Raw genomic sequence first — 19357 nt, 5'->3', positions numbered from 1 at the left:
ATCATCCGCGAGGTCGCGGCCGAGTTCGGCAACCCGGTGATGCTCTACTCCATCGGCAAGGACTCCTCGGTGATGCTGCACCTGGCCCGCAAGGCGTTCCATCCCGGTCCGCCGCCGTTCCCGCTGATGCACGTCAACACCACCTGGAAGTTCAAGGAGATGATCGAGTTCCGCGACAAGATGGCCGCGGAGGTCGGCATGGAGCTGATCGAGCACATCAACGAGGAGGGGCGGGCCGCCGGCATCAACCCCTTCGACCACGGCAGCGCCAAGTACACCGACATCATGAAGACCCAGTCGCTCAAGATGGCGCTGGACAAGTACGGCTTCGATGCCGCCTTCGGTGGCGCGCGGCGCGACGAGGAAGCCTCCCGTGCCAAGGAGCGGGTCTACTCCTTCCGCGACAAGCACCACCGCTGGGATCCCAAGAACCAGCGCCCGGAGCTGTGGAACCTCTACAACGGCAAGGTCAACAAGGGCGAATCGATCCGCGTCTTCCCGCTCTCCAACTGGACCGAGCTGGATATCTGGCAGTACATCTACCTCGAATCGATCCCCATCGTCCCGCTCTACTACTCCGCGCCGCGCCCGGTGGTCGAGCGCGACGGCATGCTGGTGATGGTGGACGACGAGCGCCTGCCGCTGGAGCCCGGCGAAGTGCCCGAAGAGAAGTGGGTGCGCTTCCGCACGCTCGGCTGCTACCCGCTCACCGGCGCGGTGGAATCGAAAGCCGCCACGCTGCCCGAGATCATCCAGGAGATGCTGCTGACGCGCACCTCCGAGCGCTCCGGCCGCGCCATCGACCGGGATCAGGTGGGCAGCATGGAGAAGAAGAAGCGGGAGGGGTACTTCTAATTCGCCTCAGGCGAATTAGAAAGCTGGAAGCCGGAAGAGAAACCAGCTGTAAGCCATAAGCTTTAAGCTGTAAGAAAAATCAAAAGCCAAAACCTTTTGATTCTGCAGGTAAAAGCGCTTTTCGTTAGCTTACGGCTGGGAGTGGAAGCATGAATTTTGAAAGATTGCAGGTTTGGAAACGCTCGGCACGCTTGTCAGCTGAGCTCTATAAGACCTTTTCCGCCCTGCGTGATTTTGGCTTTCGGGACCAGGTCACACGTTCAGGACTTTCCATTCCTAGCAATATTGCTGAGGGCATGAGCCGGTATACGAGCAAGGACAAACGCCACTTCCTGATCGTTGCCAGAGGCTCTTGTGCCGAGTTGCGTACTCAGGTCTATATCGGCATGGAAATCGGCTATATCGAACATCAGCAAGGCCAGCGATGGTTACAGGAAACCCGAGAGATATCTTCGATGCTCAACGGGTTGATAGTCACTCTGGATAACGAATGAATCTAGAGCTGGAAGCGGCGGGCTGTGGGGGGACTTACAGCTTACAGCTTACAGCTTACAGCTAGCGGGGTTGCCCAATGTCACACACATCGAATCTGATCGCCGACAATATCAGCGAGTACCTGAAGGAGCACGAGCAAAAAGACCTGCTGCGCTTCATCACCTGCGGTAGCGTCGACGACGGCAAGTCGACGCTGATCGGGCGGCTGCTGCACGACTCCAAGATGATCTACGAGGATCAGCTGGCGGCGATTACCCAGGCATCCAAGACCAGCGGGACGACCGGCGACAAGGTGGACCTGGCGCTGCTGGTGGATGGGCTGCAGTCGGAGCGGGAGCAGGGCATCACCATCGATGTCGCCTACCGGTTCTTCTCCACCGACAAGCGCAAGTTCATCATTGCCGATACGCCGGGCCACGAGCAGTACACCCGCAACATGGCCACCGGGGCCTCGACGGCGAGCCTGGCGATCATCCTGATCGATGCCCGTCACGGCGTGCAGGTGCAGACCCGACGTCACAGTTTCATCGCCGACCTGCTGGGGATCCAGCATCTGGTGATCGCGGTCAACAAGATGGACCTGGTCGACTACTCCCAGGCCCGCTTCGACGAGATCGTCGCCGACTATCGCGAGTTCGCCGAAAAGCTCGACGCCAGGGACATTCGTTTCGTCCCCATGTCGGCACTCGACGGTGACAACGTCGTCAATCGCAGCGAGAAGATGGCGTGGTACCAGGTCGACGGTCGGCCCGGGCCTGCCATGCTCGAACTGCTGGAGAGCGTCGAGGTCGCCCATGACTCGAACCTCTCCGACCTGCGCCTGCCGGTGCAGTACGTCAACCGCCCGAACCTCGATTTTCGCGGCTACTGCGGCACGCTCGAGGCCGGCATCCTGCGCCCCGGGCAGGCGGTCAAGGCGCTGCCGTCGGGCAAGCGCTCCACCGTCGAGCGTATCGTCACCTTCGACGGCGACCTGGAGGAGGCCTATCCCGGTCAGGCGATCACCGTGACGCTGCAAGACGAGATCGACATCTCCCGCGGCGACTGGCTGGTCGCCGCGGACGCCGAGGTCGCACAGTCCAGCGCACTGGCTGCCGACATCGTCTGGATGCATGACACCGCTCTCGAGCCAGGTCGTCTCTACGACTTCAAGATCGGCACCCAGGAGATCGCCGGCAAGTTCGCTGCGATCGACTACCAGATCGACGTCAACACCCTCGAGCATCACACCGCCGAGACGTTGCCGCTCAATGCCATCGGCCGCTGCCGGGTCGAGCTGACCGCGAGCGTGCCGCTGGACGACTATCGCAAGAGCCCGGGAACCGGGAGCTTCGTGGTGATCGACCGGCTGACCAATATCACTGTCGGGGCCGGGCTTATCCGCGGTGCCGTCGAAGTGGCGGCCAACGGAACTGATGGCGCTGTCGACTGGCAGGCGTTCGAGATCGAATTCAATGCGCTGATCCGCAAGCATTTCCCGCACTGGGAGGCGAAGGACATGGGTGAGTTGTTGGCAGGGATCACGCGCGGAACGCATCAAGAGCGCTAGGCGAGCGACAAGGCTTGGCAAAAGGCAGGGATCGCTTCGCGAGGCGGCGTCCGGCGGCATTTGGCCCAGGCGCCCCCGGGTGTATCATGTCGCTCCGGCCCGACGCTTGCGTCCGCGACTGAAAGGAAATCTTCATGCAGCACGTCAACTGGCAGCTTGATGGCATCGTGTCCCAGCTCCGCGCCACGCGCGAGCAGTGGCGCGCCCAAAACGGTCGCGAGAAGGAGAAGGGCTGTCGTGAGTTGCCGTCGCGACATCGCATCCGCGAGACGCTGGAGTTCCTGAGCGGGGCCATCTTCCCCATGCGCCTGGGTCCCTCCGATCTGCGCAAGGAGAGCGAGGACTTCTACGTCGGCCACACCCTGGACCGCGCGCTCAACGCGCTGCATGAGGAAGTGCTGCTGGAACTGCGCTACATGGCGCGGCTCGGCGGTGACAAGGCTTCCGAGCACACGGCCACGGCGACGCAGATCGTCCAGGGGTTCGCGGATAGCCTGCCGAGCCTGCGTCGACGTCTCGATGACGACGTCATGGCGGCTTTCTACGGCGATCCGGCGGCGCGCAGCGTCGATGAGGTCCTGCTCTGCTATCCCGGCGTTCATGCCGTGATCTACCATCGCATCGCTCACTACTTCTACCAGGCGGGGGCCGGACTGGTGGCGCGGATCATCGCCGAGCTGGCCCACTCCGATACCGGTATCGACATTCATCCCGGCGCGCAGATCGGCGAAGGGTTCTTCATCGATCACGGTACCGGCGTGGTGATCGGCGAAACGGCGATCATCGGCAATCGCGTGCGTCTCTATCAGGCGGTCACGCTGGGTGCCAAGCGTTTCCCGGCGGACGAGAAAGGGCATCTGGAGAAGGGCCTGCCGCGCCACCCCATCGTCGAGGACGACGTGGTCATCTACGCCGGCGCGACCATCCTGGGGCGCATCACGGTCGGCAAGGGGTCGATCATCGGCGGTAACGTCTGGCTGATCTGCAGCGTGCCCCCCGAGAGCAATATCACCCAGGCCAATATCCAGTCCGGGCCCTGCCCGTAATCCGGTTCGTCGCACGGCGAGTGGCCGGCACCGGGGTGCCGGCCGTATCGATGGGATCGCGTCGTCGATCGAGAATTCGCGGCGATCAATATCCCGGCTTGCGGGCGATCAGCGTCGCCCGTCGGGGCGCGGGATAACCTTCGATCGTCTTCCCACGGTCGTCCGGGTCCAGAAAATCGGCCAGCGAATGGAAGGTCATCCACGCCGTCGAGCGCTGCTCGTCGAGGGTGGTGGCCGTCTCATCGACGCAGCGAATGGCTTCGAAGCCGCTACGATCGAGCCAGTGCGCCAGTGCGCGTGACGAGGGCAGGAAATAGACGTTGGGCATGCTGGCGTAGCGTTCGCCGGGCATGAACACGGTCTTCTCGTCGCCCTCGACGACCAGGGTCTCCAGCACCAGCTCGCCGCCGGGCGCCAGGGCGTCCTTCAACTGGCGCAGGTGGTCCAGTGGCGAGGCGCGGTGGTAGAGCACGCCCATCGAGAACACGGTGTCGAAAGCGGCGAGCTTTTCCGGCACGTCCTCGATGCCGACTGGCAGGAAATGGGTGCGGTAGTCATCCGCGTCGCCCACGAAGTGTCGTACGGCGTGGAACTGGTAGTGGAACCGCGGCGAGGGGTCGATCACCAGTACGAAGGCCGCCCCGGCCCCGGCCATGCGCCAGGCGTGATAGCCGTTGCCGCCACCGACGTCGAGTACTCGCCGTCCGGCGAGGGGCGAGAGGTGCGGCGCGACGCGCTGCCATTTCCAGTCCGACCGCCATTCGGTATCGATCCCGATACCGCCGAGCCGATAAGGGCCTTTACGCCACGGCATCAGAATCTCGAGCAGATTGCGGCAGCGGCGACGATCGGCGTCGCCCAGCTCCACATCCACCGTCACGGTATCGCCGGTCAGATCGACGTCGCGGGACGCCGGGAGCGTGGGCAGCTTGGCCACGGCTTTCTCCCACGCCGGCAGGTCGCCGTGGCGGCGCCGGTCGAGCCCTCGTGCCAGTTGCTCGGGCAGCCGCGCCAGCCAGCCGGTCAGGCCCTGCTCCAGGAAGGCGAGGTAGAGCCGGCGTTCGGCCTGCGCGAGGGTGTCGGAGGGCGTGTCAGGCATCCTGGGTGGCCGCCTTCGCCCCGATGAGCGCGTCCTTGTCCTTGAAAGCGACGAGAGAGGCGAAGTTGAGATACTGGAACCAGGTCGTCACCCGCGAGAATCCGGCCTGGGTCAGACGCGCGTGGTGCGCGGCCAGCGTATCCGGCACCAGCACGTTCTCCAGGGCCGTGCGCTTCTGGCTGATCTCCATCTCGCTGTAGCCGTTGGCGCGCTTGAAATCGTGGTAGCGCTCCACCAGCCAGGCGTTCTCCTGTTCGTCTTCCGCGACGATCTTCTCGGACAGCACCAGGATGCCACCGGGCTCCAGCGCCGCGAACAGCTTGTCGATCACCGCGTCGCGGTCTGCCGGCGGCAGGAACTGCAGCGTGAAGTTGAGCACGATCATGCCGCTGGCCCGGTAGTCCAGGTGGCGGATATCGCCCTCGACGAACTGCATCCGATGGTCGGGGCTCTCGGCGGCGGCGATCTCCCGAGCGCGGCCGATCATCGTCGGGGAGAGATCGACGCCGGTCAGTTCGAAGGCATCGGCGGGCAGTCGTCCGGCCAGGGCCAGGCCCACCGCGCCCAGCGAACAGCCCAGGTCGTAGACGTGGGCAGCGTGGCGCAGGTGGCGCTCGGCGATGACGCCGAACATGCCGAGAATCTGGCCGTAACCGGGGATCGAGCGCCGGACCATGTCGGGAAAGCAGGCCACGACCCGCTCGTCGAACGAAAAGCTCGCCACGCGATCGAGGGGTGTCGAAAAGATGGCGTCACGGTAAGATGCGTCAGTCATTGCCGGAAGATGTTCTTAATTGGGAGAGCGTGAAGCGAGCGAAGCGCCTGTGATACGCCCGCTGCGGCCATAGTGTACGTTTTGCGTCTCTTCGCTGCACGTGACAAGGAGAGCCATAGATGTCGATTCGTGAAACCCAGGCATGGAAAGCGCTCGAGCGGCAGCTCGAAGACGGCATGCGGGATATTCATCTGAAGACCCTGTTCCAGCAGTCGCCGCGCTTCGAGACGTTCTATCTGGAAGCCGCCGGTATCCAGATGGATCTTTCCAAGCAGCGCTGGACGACGGAAGTCCGGGAAGGGTTGCTCTCGTTGGCGCGGGATGCCGGCGTGCCCGATGCGATCCAGCGCCTGCTGTCGGGAGAACGGGTCAACCGGACCGAGGATCGGCCCGCGCTGCACACGGCGCTGCGCCTGCCGCGAGACGCCCAGCTCGAGGTCGAGGGCGTCGACGTGGTCGGCGAGGTCCACGCCACCCTCGACAAGATGGAAACGCTGGTCGACAAGCTGCTGAACGGGCAGTGGCGCGGCGCCACCGGCAAGCCGATCACCGACGTGGTCAATCTCGGCGTCGGCGGTTCGGACCTGGGGCCGCTGATGGTGACCTCGGCGCTGACCGATTTCGAGCCCGACGACGTGTTCGAGGTGTCGACGCACTTCGCCTCGACCATGGACGGCTCTCAGTTGGCCGATTTCCTGAGCTGGCTCAACCCCGAGACGACCCTGTTCATCCTGTCGTCCAAGTCCTTCGGCACCATCGACACGCTCTCCAACGCCTCCACCGCGCTGGACTGGATCGCGACACGCCTGGGCGGCGACGAGGCGCTGATCAAGCGCTTCCATTTCGTCGGCGTCTCCACCAAGCCCGACAAGATGACCGAGTGGGGCATCGATCCCGCCAACCAACTGCTGTTCTGGGACTGGGTGGGCGGCCGCTACTCGCTGTGGAGCGCCATCGGACTGCCCATTGCCATCCGTGTCGGCATGGATAACTTCCGCCAGCTGCTGGCAGGGGCCCATGCCATGGACGAGCATTTCCGCACCGCCGACCTGGCGGAGAATCTGCCGGTACAGCTGGGGCTGATCGGCATCTGGAACGTCAATTTCCTGGATATCCGGTCCCACGCGGTACTGCCCTACGACGGCCGTCTCAAGCACCTGCCGGGATATTTCCAGCAACTGGAGATGGAGTCCAACGGCAAGTCGGTGACCAACGGCGACGCGGTGGTCGACTACTCCACCTGCCCGGTGATCTGGGGCGAGATCGGTCCCAACGGCCAGCATGCGTTCTACCAGTTGCTGCACCAGGGCACGCAGCCAGTGGCGTGCGATTTCATCGCCCCGGTCAATCGCTACAACGACGTCGAGGACGAGCGCTTTCGCGGCGACCTGATGGCTCAGCACCGGCTGGCCCTGGCCAACTGCTTCGCGCAATCCCGAGTGCTGATGCTGGGCGACGATGCCGTGAAATCCGAGAGCACGCCGCCGAGCTACAAGCGGTATCGCGGCAACCAGCCATCTTCCACGTTGATGTTCGACAGCCTCAATCCGGCCACCCTGGGCGCCTTGATCGCGCTCTACGAGCACAAGGTATTCGTGCAGGGCGTGATCTGGGATATCGATTCGTTCGACCAGTGGGGCGTGGAGCTTGGCAAGAAGATCGCCACCGAGACCGAGGAGATCATCGCCACTCAGCAAGGCCTGGATACGCTCGACGACTCCAGTCGCGGATTGATCGAGGCGACCTGGAGAGGGCAGACCTCCCGGTGATGGCGCGGACGTTCGGGGGCGGCCGGTGCTAGCCGAGCCGACACCGGCCGTGCAGCCCGCCAGGGCGCTGCTCTACCTGCACGGTTTCAACAGCAGCAGCGCCTCGCCCAAGGCCCGGCTGGTCAAGGCGGCCTGCGAGGCGCTGGCGCGTCACCAGGGGCGCCCGTTCGCCTGCCTGACGCCGGATCTGTCGCACCGTCCGGATCTGGCCCTGCAGCAGGCCGAGGCGGCCCTCGAAGCCCTGGGGCGCCAGGACACGCTACTGGTCGGCAGTTCCATGGGCGGTTTCCTGGCCACGCTGTTGGCAGAGCGCCACGGCCTGCGCGCCGTATTGATCAACCCGGCGGTTCGGCCGGCTCGCTTCGTGGCCGATTATCTGGGACAGACGCTGATCAACGAGGCCTCCGGCGAGCGTTTCACGATCGACAATAGCTATTTCGATCAATTGACCTCGCAGCAGTGGGAACGCATCGTGCATCCCACGCGCTATCTGCTGCTGCTCGGTAGTGACGACGAGACGCTGGATTGCCGTGATGCGTTGCGCGCCTACGCCGGCAGTCGCGCGCTGATCCATCCCGGCGGCGATCACGGTTTCGATGTCCTGCCCGAATATCTGCCGGCGCTGTTCGCCCACGGTGGCTGGCAGGTCCCGACGTCGTTCTCGATGTCGTGACCCGCTCCTGCCCAAGGCAAGTGGCGAAACCGATACTGGACATTTGACCAGTCGTGTATGATCGTCGCGACGCTGACCCTGTGAACTTTGACCCAGTAAACACGGCGAGACCCTGCATGACGCAATACAGTGCTAGCTCCATCGAGGTACTCTCCGGCCTCGACCCGGTCCGCAAACGACCGGGTATGTATACCGACACCTCCCGTCCCAATCACCTGGTGCAGGAAGTCATCGACAACAGTGTCGATGAGGCGCTTGCGGGGCATGCTCGCGAGATTCGCGTCGTCCTGATGGAGGATGGCGGGATCGAGGTCTCCGACGACGGGCGGGGCATGCCGATCGACGTGCATCCCGAGCACGGCGTGACCGGGGTGGAACTGATCCTGACGCGGCTGCATGCCGGCGGCAAGTTCTCCCAGTCGAGCTACCGCTTCTCCGGGGGGCTGCACGGGGTCGGCGTCTCGGTGGTCAATGCGCTGTCGACCCGCCTCGAGGTCGAGGTGTGTCGTGAGGGCAATCGCTACGGCATCGCCTTCGAGAAGGGCGAGAAGGTCGAGGAGCTATCGGTCATCGGCAGTTGCGCCAAACGCGCCACCGGCACTGTGGTGCGCTTCTGGCCGGAAGTGGAGTACTTCGACAGCCCCAGACTCTCGCTGCCGAAGCTGAAGCACTTGCTGCGCGCCAAGGCCGTGCTCTGCCCCGGCCTCAAGGTGGTGCTCAAGGAGTCCGACGGCGCCGAGAGCGTCTGGCAGTACGAAGACGGTCTGCGCGACTATCTGGCGCAGGCGGTAGACGGTTTCGAGGTGCTGCCGGCATCGCCGTTCACCGGCCATTTCGAGGACGAGGAGCAGGGGGTCGACTGGGCGATCCAGTGGCTGCCGGAGGGCGGCGAGCCGGTGCTGGAGTCCTACGTCAACCTGATTCCGACGCCCCTCGGTGGCACCCACGTCAACGGCTTTCGCAGTGGTCTGCTCGAGGCGGTGCGGGAGTTCTGCGAGTATCGGAGCCTGTTGCCACGCGGCATCAAGCTGACGCCGGAGGATCTGTGGGAGAAGGTGTCGTTCGTGCTCTCGATCAAGATGCTCGATCCGCAGTTCGCCGGCCAGACCAAGGAGCGGCTGTCGTCGCGCACGGTGGCGGGCTTCGTCTCCGGCGTGGTCAAGGACGCCTTCTCGCTGTGGCTCAACCACCATGTCGACCAGGCCGAACAGCTGGCCGACCTGGTGATCAACGCCGCCCAGCGACGCCAGAAGAGCGCCAAGAAGGTGGCGCGCAAGAAGATCACATCGGGCCCGGCGCTGCCGGGTAAGCTGGCCGACTGCTCCGGGCAGGATCCGGTCTCGAGCGAGCTGTTCCTGGTCGAGGGGGACTCCGCCGGCGGCAGCGCCAAGCAGGCGCGCAACCGCGAGACCCAGGCGATTCTCCCGCTGCGCGGCAAGATCCTCAACACCTGGGAAGTCGAATCCGCCGATATCTACAGCTCCCAGGAGGTTCACGACATCGCCGTGGCGATCGGCCTCGATCCGGGCAGTGACGACCTCTCCAAGCTGCGCTATCACAAGGTCTGCATCCTCGCCGACGCCGACTCCGACGGTCTCCACATCGCCACGCTGCTGTGCGCGCTGTTCGTACGCCATTTTCCGGCGCTGGTGGATGCCGGCCATGTCTTCGTCGCCATGCCGCCGCTCTACCGTATCGACCTGGGCAAGGAGGTCTTCTACGCCCTCGACGAGAGCGAAAAGGCGGCGACGCTCAAGCGCCTGGAGGGCAAGCGGGGCACGCCCAACGTGCAGCGCTTCAAGGGCCTGGGCGAGATGAGCCCGCTGCAGCTGCGCGAAACCACCATGGCCGTCGATACCCGGCGGCTGGTCCAACTGACCCGGGAGCTCAACGACGGCACGCTGGAGATGATGGACATGCTGCTGGCGCGCAAGCGGGCGGGGGATCGCAAGAGCTGGCTGGAAGACTACGGCAATCTGGCGGAGATCGAAGTCTGATCCGGCTTCGCCGGGAGCTGTAAGCCGTAAGCGTTAAGCTGTAAGTACCCCCCATGGGTACTGGCTTTTCTTACGGCTTAAAGCTTACAGCTCATCACAGCAGTTGTAGGGGGCGCAGTCCTCGATGACTCCACAAGTGTGAACAAGGCCACCGTGCTATGACCATGGATATTCAGGTAGCGGAAGGCGACGTCGAGCGCCTCTCGCTCAAGGAGTACACCGAGAAGGCGTATCTCGATTACTCGATGTACGTGATTCTCGACCGGGCGTTGCCGCATATCGGCGACGGCATGAAACCGGTGCAGCGGCGTATCGTCTACGCCATGCGCGAGCTGTCGCTGAACGCCAATGCCAAGTACAAGAAGTCGGCGCGCACCGTTGGCGACGTGCTGGGCAAGTTCCATCCTCATGGCGACAGCGCCTGCTACGAGGCGATGGTGCTGATGGCGCAGCCGTTCAGCTACCGTTACCCGCTGGTCGACGGCCAGGGCAACTGGGGTAGCCCGGACGATCCCAAGTCGTTCGCCGCCATGCGCTATACCGAGGCGCGGCTGTCGCGCTTCTCCGAGACGCTGCTGGCGGAGCTGGGCCAGGGCACCGTCGACTGGACGCCCAATTTCGATGGCACCATGAACGAGCCGGCGGTGCTGCCGTCGCGACTTCCCCACGTGCTGCTGAACGGCGGTACCGGCATCGCCGTCGGCATGGCCACCGATATCCCGCCCCACAACGTGGTGGAGGTGGTCGAGGCGACCTGCCATCTGTTGCGCCAGCCCGAGGCCAGCGTCGCGGATCTGATGGCGTATCTGCCGGCACCGGACTTCCCGACGGATGCCGAGATCATTTCGCCGGCCAGCGATCTGCGCAAGCTCTACGAAACCGGGCGAGGCTCGGTCAAGCTGCGCGCCCGCTATGAGCGCGAGGACGGCAATATCGTGATCACCGCAGTGCCGTATCAGGTCAGCGGAGCCAAGGTGCTGGAGCAGATCGCCGCCCAGATGCAGGCCAAGAAACTGCCGATGGTGGCGGATCTGCGCGACGAGTCGACCCACGAGACCCCGACCCGGCTGGTGATCGAGCCGCGCTCCAACCGCATCGATGTCGAGGGGCTGATGGCGCACCTGTTCGCCACCACCGATCTCGAGAAGAACATTCGCGTCAATCTCAACGTGATCGCGCTCGACGGCCGGCCGCGGGTGATGCCGCTGAACGAGATGCTCGGTGAGTGGCTGGTGTTCCGGCGTACCACGGTGCGCCGGCGTCTGGAGCATCGCCTCGGCAAGGTCGAGGATCGCCTGCACATCCTCGAGGGTCTGCTGGTCGCCTACCTCAATATCGATGAAGTGATTCGCATCATCCGCGAGGAGGACGAGCCCAAGCCGGCGTTGATGAATGCCTTCGGCATCAGCGATCGCCAGGCCGAGGCGATTCTGGAGCTGCGCCTGCGTCATCTCGCCAAGCTCGAGGAGATGAAGATTCGCGGCGAGCAGGACGAGCTCGAGGCCGAGCGCAAGCGTCTGAAGAAGCTGCTGAGCAGCGAAACGGCAATGACCGACCTGATCGAGAAGGAGCTGCGCGAGGCGGCCGAAGCCTACGGCGATGCCCGCCGTTCGCCGCTGGTGGAGCGTGCCGAGGCCAGGGCGCTCTCCGAGGTCGAGCTGGTCGGCGCCGACCCGGTCACCGTGGTGCTGTCCGAGAAAGGCTGGATCCGGTCCGCCCGTGGTCACGATATCGATCCCGCCGGGCTCTCCTACAAGGCGGGCGACAAGTTCCATCTCGCCGCCCGCGGCAAGACCAATCAGCCGCTGGTGCTGCTCGACGACAGCGGTCGCAGTTATACCCTCTCCGCGCACAACCTGCCGTCGGCGCGGGGACAGGGCGAGCCGGTGACCGGACGAATCAATCCGCCGGCCGGATCGTCCATGGTCGGGCTGATGCTCGACGTCCCCAACGCGCGCTACCTGCTCGCCTCCGATGCCGGCTACGGTTTCGTGGTCAAGCTCGAAGACCTGCTCGGCAAGAACAAGGCGGGCAAGGCCGTGCTGTCGGTGCCCGCCGGCTGCAACGTGATGCCACCGCAGGCGATTCCCGCGGGAGACAACGTTCGGGTGGCCGTGGTGTCCAACGAGGGGCGGTTGCTGGTATTCGGTCTGTCCCAGTTGCCGGAGATGGCCAAGGGCAAGGGTAACAAGATGATCTCGATCCCCGGCCAGCGTGCCGCCAATCGCGAGGAGTTCGTTCGCGATCTGGTGTTGCTGCCGGAAGGTGCGGCGCTGATCGTGCATGCCGGCAGGCGCAAGCAGACGCTGAAAGCGGCCGATCTCGATTACTATGCCGGCGAGCGCGGTCGCCGCGGCAGCAAGCTGGCTCGGGGATTCCAGAAAGTGGATCGGCTCGAGGTCGAGTCCTGAGGGCGGTTGCCGTTGGGCGTCGTCACCAGCGAGGGGCGACGCCAAGCCCCTGCCATGGCTGACGGTCGGTTGAATCCATGACGGTCGGTTGAATCTATGACGATCGGTTGAATCTATAAAGAGAAGGCGCCTCGGGGCGCCTCGTGGGGAAAAGATGTCACAACGTTTTGTGGTGCGAGCTACCGGCCCGGCGCGGCCAGGTCAGACGGCTGCACTGGGTACGGCACTGGTCAGTGCCAACTGCCGCCTGCTGGACCTGAGCCAGCACGTCGCCTTCGGGGAGGTGACGCTGGAGGCGCTGGTCGAAACCGCCGACGATCTCGGGGCCATGCTGCCGATGGCCGGAGACGTGTTCGGGCTGGACTGCCGGGTCGAGAAGGTGTCCGCTGAAAGTGAAGCGCTGTGGGCGGACGTGGCCAAGGATTCCCGCTGGGTACTGACCCTGATGGCGCCTACGCTATCCGCGGAGGTGATGGCGGAAGTCGGTGCGCTGACGGCCGAGCAGGGACTGATCATCGAGCGAGTGAAGCGGTTGTCCGCCGCAGCCGGGCTCGGTGCGGACACCTCGCCGGACGGCGCCGGGGCTTGCCTGGAGTGGCGGCTCAGCGGCGCGGTAGCCGATTCCGTGTCACTGCGCGAGAAGATCCTGGCGCTGAGCGAGCGCTTCGGGGTCGACGTGGCGCTGCAGCCATCGAATGCATGGCGTCGACATCGTCGACTGATCTGCTTCGACATGGATTCGACGCTGATCCAGGCGGAGGTCATCGACGAGCTGGCGCGCCGGCATGGCGTCTACGAAGAAGTGGCCAGCGTCACCGAGCGCGCCATGCGTGGTGAACTCGATTTCCAGCAGAGCTTTCGCGAACGCATGAGCAAGCTCGAGGGCCTGGACGAATCCGTGTTGGCGGAGATCGCCGACTCGTTGCCGCTGATGCCGGGGCTGGAGCGACTGATGCGCTATCTCAAGCGCCTGGGCTACCGGACCGCGATCCTCTCCGGCGGGTTCACCTATTTCGCTCGTCACCTGCAGCAGCGCCTCGGGTTCGACGAGATCCACGCCAACGAGCTGGTGATCCGCGACGGCAAGGTGACCGGCGAGGTCGCCGAGCCGATCGTCGATGCCGGGCGCAAGGCGATGATGCTCAGGCAGATCGCCGAGCGCGAGGGCTGGGATCTGGCCCAGACCGTCGCCGTGGGCGATGGCGCCAACGACCTCGAGATGCTGTCGGTGGCGGGGCTCGGCGTGGCCTTTCACGCCAAGCCCCTGGTTCGTCGTCAGGCCCGGCAGTCGGTTTCCACCCTGGGGCTGGATGGCTTGCTCTACCTGCTCGGCTACTCCGCCGCCGAGCTGGAGGCGCTGTCGGCGAGCGATTGATACCCGACACCTATCAAGTTCACTTCTGGATGGCCGATAACGAAGTTTTTACAAAAACTTACAGGGTCGAGTCTTGTGACCGCTTATCGTTATCGGAGCTTCCATGTCTGACTCCGCCTCGACGGACATTCATCAAGCCAAGGCCAAATGGGAGTGGTTGGAGCCGCTCTGGCTTCAAGGTGGCGTCGATCTCGCGTTCAATCATGCCGGAGGGTCGTCCTGGCCGGTGCTGCTGGACGACCTCACCGTGGATGAGGCGCTCGTCATCGACGTGTCGGCAGTGCCGGCGCTGGCGGACCCTCTGGCCAGAGGCGACCAGTTTCACCTTTTCGGCCACGTCACGGGGGCGCTGGTTCGGACCTCCGCACTCACCGTCATCGAGCGGCTGGAGGACGCTTCGCGAATCCGGTTTCGCTGCCTCTATCCTGAATATCTGAGCACCATTCACCGCAGGGGGACGTTTCGAGCGCCGCTGCGTGCCGAGATGGGTGTCATTACCCGCCTTGCCCTCTCGGAGGAGGGCCCCGCCGTCGGTGTCGATCTCTGCAATCTGTCGCTCGGCGGATGCCTGCTGGCGATGCGGCTGGCCGATGCGGTGGCGCTGACCCCCGATCAACCCATCTTCTCCCTGGCGCTGCATTTTCCCAATCAGCAGCGTCTCGAACTTAAGGGGTATGTCCGACACATCCGCACCAACGATGAGTGGACGAGAGCGCTGGTCGGCTGCGAGTTCGACGACCTGCCGATCGATAGCGAGCGCCTGCTCTGGTTCTGCGTCAAGGAGATCGAACGTGAAGGCGCGAGACGGGCGCTGAGCAGCGAAAAGCCCCTGGAACCCTCGGGCCTGTTCCTGACACCGGAAGGGTGTCGGCCATCGCAGCCTGTATCGGGGGGTGCCACCGAGAAGCCCGCGGCCTTGGTCGGCAACGCGGTGGCGCGTCAGTTGCAGAGGATCGCGGACTACCTCATTGCCCAGAGCCTGCAGCTTCAGAACGGCGGCACGATATCCCCCACGCTGCTGTCGCGTCACGCGGATACGATCGTCGCTCTCGGGTTGCAAGGGCGTGAACCACTCCTGTACGCCTTGGGCTGTCTCGATGCGCAGCCCGCGGCCGTGCAACATGCATTGGCAGTGGCGATCCGCGCCGTCGATCTGGCGCGCCAGCAAGGTCTCGATAACGAAACCCTGAAGGCGATCGCGGCCTGCGCCATGGTGCATGATCTGGGCAAGGCCTCGTTGCCGGTGGATCTGCTGGAGAGCCGCGCCGCGCTGACCGAAGCCCAGCGGGCGTTGCTGCCGGGCCACGTTCATCGGATAAGCGAACGTGTGGCCGATTGCCGCTGGCTGTCGCCGGACATCGCCGCGCAGGTGATCGGGCAGGTCAACGAGAGGCTCGATGGCAGCGGCTATCCGCTCGGGCTTCACGGCGGCGCCATCGGCGATCTCGGTCGGATGGTCGCGGTGGTGGATGTCATCGATGCCTTGACGCGAGTTCGCGCGGACCGCGCCGCCTGGCCGCTGGTCGAGGCTTACCGTCACGTGCTGGGCGACGCGACGGCTTTCGACAATGTCTGGGCCCGGCGCTACGTGCGCCTGTTCGGAGTCACCCCGGTGGGATCGCTCGTCCGATACGCCTCCGGTGCCTTGGCCTGGGTCCAGCGTCTGGATGCGCAAGCCCGCCCGTCGCAGGTTCATATGGTGCTCAATGCCAACAGCCCGCGGCGGCGGCTGGATCTGGTGCTGGCGCAGCGGGATCTCGATCAGTTGGGGCGCCTGGAGGGCGTGGCCCAGCCCGAAGTCTACGGCCTGTCGTTGGCGAATAGCGCGTCGCGTTCGCCGCGACACCCATAGCGACGCTGCTCTCCGTTCTCTCCCACGGAGAGCCGCGGGCGGGGGTGACAGGAGCTGGCGTTGCTGGTGGACCTGGCGATTGGCAGGCATCCGTTGACAAAAAGGAACATTGGCGCAGCGGAGACATGGAGCGGATTGGACCACACTGAAAGCCTCGAGCTTCAACGCACAGGAGGTAATCGCATGGTCGAAATACACGGTTCCAGAGCCCTCGCGGGCTTCATGCCGCCTCACGTCCTCGAGCGCATCATGTCTCACGGCAATACACGGCTTCAGCAGTGCGCACGGATGACGCTGCAGGCCGATGCCCAGTTCCGGTTGCGCAATGCTTCCGCGCCCATGGCTCGCCCGGCGGACAGTGGCCGGCCGGGCCAGGCCGCGCGCTATATCTATTCCGCCGGTAACCAGCAGACGCTGCCCGGCAATCTGGTGCGCGAGGAAGGGGCACCGGAGAGCGGGGACGTGGCCGTGGATGAGGCGTATCAGTGGCTGGGTGCCACGCATCTTTTCTACTGGCAGGTCTTCGAGCGTGACTCCATCGATGGCAACGGGATGGCGTTGCTGGGCACGGTTCACTACGGCGAGGATTATGACAACGCCTTCTGGAATGGCGCCCAGATGGTGTTCGGCGATGGTGACGGCGAGCTGTTCAACCGTTTCACCGCGGCGCTGGATGTCGTCGCCCACGAGCTGACCCACGGCGTCATCGAACGCGAGGCCGGTCTCGTCTACGCCGATCAGTCCGGCGCCCTGAACGAGTCGCTGGCGGACGTCTTCGGTGCCATGGTCAAGCAGCATCACTTCGAGCAGGACGTCGAGGAGGCCGACTGGCTGATCGGCGAGGGACTGCTGACCGAGCGGGTCAACGGGCGGGCCTTGCGCTCGATGGCCAAGCCGGGAACCGCCTACGACGACCCGGTGCTGGGCAAGGACCCCCAGCCGGGGCATATGGACGATTTCGTGCGAACGTCATCGGACAATGGCGGGGTACATATCAACTCGGGCATCCCCAATCGGGCGTTCTACCTGGCGGCTACCAGCCTGGGCGGGTTTGCCTGGGAGCAGGCGGGCCCCGTCTGGTTCGATGCGCTGACCGATCCGCGCCTGCAACGCGATGGCGATTTCGCCCAGTTTGCCCGGCTGACGGTCGACTGTGCCGCCAAGCGCTTCGGCAACGACAGCGACGCCATGCGGGCGGTCAAGCAGGCCTGGATCGACGTGGGCGTGCTGTCATGACCGGCGATGACCTCCGGCTCGAACCGGCGAGCGTGATCCTCGTCTCCCGGGAAGGGGGATTCGTGGTCGCCCCCGGCCTGTCGGCGCCAAGGAAGATCGAGTGCCGGCAACTGAACGAGCATCAACGACGACGACTCCAGGCGGTGCTCGACGAACTCGATCGACACTGCGGCGAGTCGGTTCCGGCGGGAGCCGACAGGCGTTCCTTCCGGGTGACGCTGGAAGTCACGGCGGGACGCCCGGAGCGTGAGTGGGAGCTGGACGAGAGCGCGGCACCCAGGTCGTTGATTGGGCTGTGGAAACGAGGCGTCGAGGAACTGGACGAGAATACCGACTAAGCGCAAAAGCAGGGGGCGCGGGAGTTTTTTTGAATTTTCGAGGAACTCCATCGCGCTAGCGCACTCTGACCTAGTAGCCCAGGACGGGCGCACAGCGTAGGCCGGGCCTGAATTGGGTCCGGCTTCTTTTTTGTCTCACGTTTCCCACGCCTCTGGCCTCGGCATCGACAGTACCTACCCTTCGATAGTACCTACACATCGATAGTACCTACCCTATGGCGAGCCCGTTCGGCTCGTTTTCTTGCGTCTGCCGGTCATGAAACGCCGTTGCCCTGTTGGTGGGCGGCGGTGCATCCTATCGCCCCATGGCACGGGGGAGCTTATGGGTCAGGGAATTACCGCGCGGTCATGGCGTTGGGCAATCGTCGGTCTGCTGTTGACGGTCGTGGTCCTTCTGATTGCGGCTCGGTTCGGCGAGGAGGGAGCGATTCGGACCACCGTCGATCGTGGATCCGTTACGGCCGAGGAGCGGCTGCAGCACGCTTTCGAGGCGCAGAGAGAGGGTTTCTGGATCGAGGCCTCGGGGCAGGTCGTACGGCTGCTGCCGGACGACCTCGACGGGAGTCGCCACCAGCGAATCATCGTCGCCCTCGATACGGGCCAGACCTTGTTGATCGCCCATAACATCGACCTGGCCCCGCGGGTCGAATCCCTCGAACCGGGCGGTCATCTACGTTTTCGGGGCGAATATGTCTGGAATGACCGGGGCGGCGTGATCCACTGGACTCATCACGATCCCGGTGACGATAGTTTGGGAGGCTGGCTGGAGTATCGGGGCAGGCGCTATCGATAAAGGCGTTATCGGTAGAGGTGTTACCGATAGAAGCGCCATCGGTAGGCGCGCCCGGGAGCTGCTGGCGCTCGCTGACTCTCCAGACGCAGCCTGGAGCGCCTGCCGCCGCCCGGGGTCAGCGAGCGTAGATCCGCACCCGGCGTTTGGTCGGCGTATGGCTAGAGTGCCAGCGGCGGGACAGCCACCACATGCCGAGCCAATCCCGGGCGTGTTCCATTGATCTGACGGGCAGTTGCCAGGGAGAGGCGTGGGTCGATGTCGCCCGGAGGTTGACGCGGTAGCTGCCGGTCTGGCCGCCACGGCGGCGAATCAACAGCGGCAGGAATCGCTGCAGCTTGTCGACGCACGGCAGCGCCACCAGCGCATCCCGCTTGACCAGGCGCAGTCCGCAGCATTCGCCGCCGGCGAGTTCGATGCCGATGCCCCTGAGAGTACGGACGAAGGCTCTTTTCCAGCGGCAGCGGGGATCGAGCGGAATTCCTTCGACCAGCGTCAATCCTTGGTGCTCCGCCAGGCAGAGCATGTCGGGAATGTCGTGGGGGTCGTCACGACCATCGGCGGCCAGCGTCGCGATCCACTCGCCACGCGCCAGATTGCCGGCTCGCCACGACGCGGCATCTGCGCCGGTGGCCGCGGGCTGGCGATAGAGCCTGACCCGGCTGTCGGCGGCGGCCAGCTGTGCCAGTCGGCCATGGTCGCTCTCGCCCGAGGCATCGTCGACCACGACGAATTCCAGCCCGGCAGCCTGTCGCAGCGCACTGGATGCCTCCGCTACCACGTGCTCGACGCGATGGGAGGCATCGTGGACGGTGATGACAAGTGATAGCTTGGGTAGTTCGAGCATGATGAAATCCTGTTGGTTTCCAAAGCGTAGACTTTGCTCGTCCCGTTCGGAATCGCCACTATGACAGCCTATTCTTAAAACCGGCTTAGTCAGCCATCGGATCGACGGCTTATTGTCGAACAGGTCCATGACAGTGGAAAGTCAGATGGAGGGAACCAACCCGTTGGTGCCATTGTATTGATAAAGCCGTGTTAATTAGAGCCGTATTGATAGAGCCGAGTGTCGCCACAGGGTGGTGACCGTGAGAGAG

16 protein-coding genes are annotated in these 19357 nt (G+C 64.4%); 13 read left to right on the top strand and 3 right to left on the bottom strand.

The genetic code is table 11. The features are described from left to right. From cysD to epsC, 4 genes are all read left to right on the top strand, one after another. A partial coding sequence (gene cysD, locus Q0602_RS01070) for a sulfate adenylyltransferase subunit CysD (protein ID WP_298837627.1) occupies window positions 1–855 on the top strand: 855 nt, incomplete at its 5' end. A 149-nt stretch (window positions 856–1004) separates the two neighbouring features. After that, window positions 1005–1349 carry a four helix bundle protein gene (locus tag Q0602_RS01065; RefSeq protein ID WP_110630620.1) on the top strand — a complete coding sequence of 115 codons (345 nt, stop codon included), beginning with the start codon at window positions 1005–1007 and terminating at the stop codon, window positions 1347–1349. Between the two features lie 77 nt (window positions 1350–1426). Beyond that, window positions 1427–2899 carry a sulfate adenylyltransferase subunit CysN gene (gene cysN, locus Q0602_RS01060; RefSeq protein ID WP_298837624.1) on the top strand — a complete coding sequence of 491 codons (1473 nt, stop codon included), beginning with the start codon at window positions 1427–1429 and terminating at the stop codon, window positions 2897–2899. Between the two features lie 134 nt (window positions 2900–3033). Next, window positions 3034–3945 carry a serine O-acetyltransferase EpsC gene (gene epsC / locus Q0602_RS01055; protein ID WP_298837621.1) on the top strand — a complete coding sequence of 304 codons (912 nt, stop codon included), beginning with the start codon at window positions 3034–3036 and terminating at the stop codon, window positions 3943–3945. 85 nt (window positions 3946–4030) lie between these two features. On the opposite strand, the gene cmoB is transcribed toward epsC, so the two are convergent. Further along, window positions 4031–5044: a tRNA 5-methoxyuridine(34)/uridine 5-oxyacetic acid(34) synthase CmoB gene (cmoB, locus tag Q0602_RS01050; RefSeq protein WP_298837618.1), complete on the bottom strand. Its 1014-nt coding sequence runs from the start codon at window positions 5042–5044 to the stop codon at window positions 4031–4033. Beyond that, the gene (gene cmoA, locus Q0602_RS01045; protein ID WP_298837615.1) at window positions 5037–5819 is read right to left on the bottom strand and encodes a carboxy-S-adenosyl-L-methionine synthase CmoA; all 783 of its coding nucleotides are present in this window, start codon (window positions 5817–5819) and stop codon (window positions 5037–5039) included. The genes cmoB and cmoA overlap by 8 nt, the downstream gene beginning before the upstream one ends. Before the next feature lie 119 nt (window positions 5820–5938). On the opposite strand from cmoA, the gene pgi reads away from it, so the two are divergent. From pgi to Q0602_RS01000, 9 genes are all read left to right on the top strand, one after another. Then, window positions 5939–7588: a glucose-6-phosphate isomerase gene (pgi, locus tag Q0602_RS01040; protein ID WP_295041084.1), complete on the top strand. Its 1650-nt coding sequence runs from the start codon at window positions 5939–5941 to the stop codon at window positions 7586–7588. Between the two features lie 25 nt (window positions 7589–7613). Then, complete coding sequence (locus Q0602_RS01035) at window positions 7614–8261, top strand: YqiA/YcfP family alpha/beta fold hydrolase (RefSeq protein WP_295041082.1); 648 nt, start codon at window positions 7614–7616, stop codon at window positions 8259–8261. Window positions 8262–8377: 116 nt separating this feature from the next. Continuing rightward, window positions 8378–10258: a DNA topoisomerase IV subunit B gene (gene parE, locus Q0602_RS01030; RefSeq protein ID WP_298837610.1), complete on the top strand. Its 1881-nt coding sequence runs from the start codon at window positions 8378–8380 to the stop codon at window positions 10256–10258. Window positions 10259–10416: 158 nt separating this feature from the next. Continuing rightward, window positions 10417–12669 (top strand): DNA topoisomerase IV subunit A, encoded by a 2253-nt coding sequence (gene parC / locus Q0602_RS01025; protein WP_298837607.1) that lies wholly within the window; start codon window positions 10417–10419, stop codon window positions 12667–12669. Window positions 12670–12823: 154 nt separating this feature from the next. Continuing rightward, window positions 12824–14044 (top strand): phosphoserine phosphatase SerB, encoded by a 1221-nt coding sequence (gene serB / locus Q0602_RS01020; protein ID WP_295035651.1) that lies wholly within the window; start codon window positions 12824–12826, stop codon window positions 14042–14044. 103 nt (window positions 14045–14147) lie between these two features. Beyond that, entirely contained in the window at window positions 14148–15896 is a 1749-nt protein-coding gene (locus tag Q0602_RS01015) for an HD domain-containing phosphohydrolase (protein WP_298837603.1), read from the top strand. 183 nt (window positions 15897–16079) lie between these two features. Next, the gene (locus Q0602_RS01010; protein WP_298837599.1) at window positions 16080–17132 is read left to right on the top strand and encodes a M4 family metallopeptidase; all 1053 of its coding nucleotides are present in this window, start codon (window positions 16080–16082) and stop codon (window positions 17130–17132) included. Next, entirely contained in the window at window positions 17129–17470 is a 342-nt protein-coding gene (locus Q0602_RS01005) for a protealysin inhibitor emfourin (protein ID WP_298837597.1), read from the top strand. Before Q0602_RS01010 ends, Q0602_RS01005 begins: the two co-directional genes overlap by 4 nt. A gap of 322 nt (window positions 17471–17792) precedes the next feature. Continuing rightward, window positions 17793–18263, top strand: coding sequence for a DUF3465 domain-containing protein (locus Q0602_RS01000; protein ID WP_298837594.1), 471 nt, complete (start codon window positions 17793–17795; stop codon window positions 18261–18263). A 115-nt stretch (window positions 18264–18378) separates the two neighbouring features. On the opposite strand, the gene Q0602_RS00995 is transcribed toward Q0602_RS01000, so the two are convergent. Beyond that, window positions 18379–19107, bottom strand: a complete 729-nt coding sequence (locus Q0602_RS00995) for a glycosyltransferase (RefSeq protein WP_298837592.1) — start codon at window positions 19105–19107, stop codon at window positions 18379–18381. Window positions 19108–19357: the final 250 nt, after the last annotated feature.

The sequence above is a fragment of the uncultured Salinicola sp. genome, from assembly GCF_937921195.1.
Classification (GTDB): Bacteria; Pseudomonadota; Gammaproteobacteria; order Pseudomonadales; family Halomonadaceae; genus Salinicola.
The sequence above is the reverse complement of the archived record's forward strand: the minus strand, read 5'-3'. Positions and strand labels throughout refer to the sequence as shown.

Excerpts from the sequence above, each read along its gene's own strand:
- cysN (WP_298837624.1), top strand. The coding sequence starts at position 1,427 with ATGTCACACACATCGAATCTGATCGCCGACAATATCAGCGAGTACCTG.
- Q0602_RS01010 (WP_298837599.1), top strand. The coding sequence starts at position 16,080 with ATGGTCGAAATACACGGTTCCAGAGCCCTCGCGGGCTTCATGCCGCCT.
- parE (WP_298837610.1), top strand. The coding sequence starts at position 8,378 with ATGACGCAATACAGTGCTAGCTCCATCGAGGTACTCTCCGGCCTCGAC.
- cmoB (WP_298837618.1), bottom strand. The coding sequence starts at position 5,044 with ATGCCTGACACGCCCTCCGACACCCTCGCGCAGGCCGAACGCCGGCTC.
- Q0602_RS01015 (WP_298837603.1), top strand. The coding sequence starts at position 14,148 with ATGTCTGACTCCGCCTCGACGGACATTCATCAAGCCAAGGCCAAATGG.
- parC (WP_298837607.1), top strand. The coding sequence starts at position 10,417 with ATGACCATGGATATTCAGGTAGCGGAAGGCGACGTCGAGCGCCTCTCG.
- Q0602_RS00995 (WP_298837592.1), bottom strand. The coding sequence starts at position 19,107 with ATGCTCGAACTACCCAAGCTATCACTTGTCATCACCGTCCACGATGCC.
- serB (WP_295035651.1), top strand. The coding sequence starts at position 12,824 with ATGTCACAACGTTTTGTGGTGCGAGCTACCGGCCCGGCGCGGCCAGGT.
- cmoA (WP_298837615.1), bottom strand. The coding sequence starts at position 5,819 with ATGACTGACGCATCTTACCGTGACGCCATCTTTTCGACACCCCTCGAT.
- pgi (WP_295041084.1), top strand. The coding sequence starts at position 5,939 with ATGTCGATTCGTGAAACCCAGGCATGGAAAGCGCTCGAGCGGCAGCTC.
- Q0602_RS01000 (WP_298837594.1), top strand. The coding sequence starts at position 17,793 with ATGGGTCAGGGAATTACCGCGCGGTCATGGCGTTGGGCAATCGTCGGT.
- epsC (WP_298837621.1), top strand. The coding sequence starts at position 3,034 with ATGCAGCACGTCAACTGGCAGCTTGATGGCATCGTGTCCCAGCTCCGC.
- Q0602_RS01065 (WP_110630620.1), top strand. The coding sequence starts at position 1,005 with ATGAATTTTGAAAGATTGCAGGTTTGGAAACGCTCGGCACGCTTGTCA.
- Q0602_RS01005 (WP_298837597.1), top strand. The coding sequence starts at position 17,129 with ATGACCGGCGATGACCTCCGGCTCGAACCGGCGAGCGTGATCCTCGTC.